This window comes from Candidatus Cloacimonadota bacterium (assembly GCA_012516855.1).
In the GTDB taxonomy this organism is placed as follows: Bacteria; Cloacimonadota; Cloacimonadia; order Cloacimonadales; family Cloacimonadaceae; genus Syntrophosphaera.
In genome coordinates this window covers 1-1752 of record JAAYWB010000120.1, presented here as the reverse complement: position 1 = coordinate 1752, position 1752 = coordinate 1, and the positions used below count along the sequence as shown (strand labels likewise).

2 protein-coding genes are annotated in these 1752 nt (G+C 54.4%); both read right to left on the bottom strand.

The window, feature by feature from the left end; all coding sequences use genetic code 11:
- Nucleotides 1-315, bottom strand: a 315-nt coding sequence (locus GX466_09330; protein NLH94397.1) for a hypothetical protein, incomplete at its 3' end; no start/stop codon positions are given.
- A gap of 472 nt (nucleotides 316-787) precedes the next feature.
- Complete coding sequence (locus GX466_09325) at nucleotides 788-1237, bottom strand: IS110 family transposase (GenBank protein NLH94396.1); 450 nt, start codon at nucleotides 1235-1237, stop codon at nucleotides 788-790.
- Between the last annotated feature and the right edge of the window lie 515 nt (nucleotides 1238-1752).

Sequence of the window (1752 nt, the reverse complement as noted above, 5' to 3'; positions counted from 1 at the left end):
GAGTCGCAAGTGGACGAACCTCTTGCGGTAGCCATCGTGAGTCACACCGAATATGCTTTGCGCGTCCGCGTCGTGTCCAATGATAGTACGCTCCAGCGTTTGGTCGCGGGGCAGCAGCCATATCATCAGCTTGCCGTCCATGTCGTGATACATCGTGGGGAGGTCTATCGGCAGCTCCACGCGGCATTTCGCGCAGGTGAATACGTTGTATTCGCCTTCCAGAACCTTCTGTCTCATATCGCTATCGAGCTGGATATTCACTGTTTGCCAGATCTCTTGCTTCTGGGTGTTTCCGCACCTCGGACGAGAGAGCATGCGTTCTTCTACCATGCTCAAGATCCAATGACCCCCCCGTTAGCGGTTAGTTCAGTGAAGGTTGATAACCCTACACTCGAATGGTGCCGAGTCTAGTTACTACCAACGCCATCTAGCTCGATAAACCGGTGCCACATCCCAATGTGTATGCTAACCTAAAACTTGACCACCAGTGCAAACCGTAGGCGCCGAAAAGTTCATATGAATGAGGCCGTCAAGCCCCAGTGTGAATTTCGGCGGCGGCCGCGCCGATAACCCGGTTTACGTCGACGGTTGGCATGCTCATATCCGCGGGTTGGTTACCGCAACTAATACCACCGTCTGGAGCTGCCTCATACTGACCTCGCACATAGCGATTTGGAGCGATGTGCACAACTTTTCCGAGGGTTCTCCTTACCGGCATCCGGGTTTTCGGCCGCCTTCCACCGAAACCTTGCGGTCTTGGTTAGGTTCTTGTCACTGAATGATCAGTTCACGCTACGAGTCCCGCGCTGCCATTGCTTTCATGGCTAACCTGCTGGGCTATAGCCCATATGAATCCCAGAAGCTCTCGTGCGACGGCCATCAAGGCCACTGGACGGCTCTTGCCTCTTGAAAGGAGTCTCATGTACTTCCTGTGAAGCCGGTTCTGTGCCTTCCATGCTATGGCTTGGACATGTGGACTTAGGCCTTCCATTCGTTTCGCCATGCTGGCAGATACGCTGGGCTTGTACCTATACGACCACGCGCTTTCCGTAAGTATCCACCGCAAGCAGGGATTGCCCGTCTTCGTGATCGCGCCTCGCCATACCTTGTTGCCACTCGAGGATTCACGGGGCACCAAACCTGCGTAGCTCATCAACTGTTGTGGATGAGCAAATCGTGTGAAATCGCCGATCTCGGCCACAACCGTGGCGGCGGCAGTTTCCTTGAAGCCGCGCAAGGTGTTTTCGGCATAATGGAATTGCATAGATCGGCGGTGAAAATGTCACAACGTCGGCTGGCGAAGAAGGCATAGCCACCGCGCCGTATAGAATACCTCCTCAGATTAGGTTACGTCCAATCGGGAGGTAAGACGGAGTGATAGCTATGCCTGTACAACAGTATATCAAGCATGCGTATGAAAGCGAAGAGGCATCGATCAGCGCAATTGCTAAACGGACCGGCGTGTGTTGGCGGACGGCAGCAAAATACGCTCAGCGGGATGACTGGAACGAGCCTATGCCCAGCGCCCGAGCCAAGCGGAGGCCAGTTATGGATCCTGTAGCGGAGATCGTTGACACTTGGCTGCTTGAAGACCGATTACTGCCCAGGAAGGATCGCCGCAATGCTGCAGCCGTTTTCAAGAAGCTTCAAGAGGATCATGGCTTCAAGGGCGGGGAACGCACAGTCAGGGAGTACATTCAGAGACGGCGCGGAGAGCTGTTCAAGGGCGATAGCAGTGCATACGTTGAACTT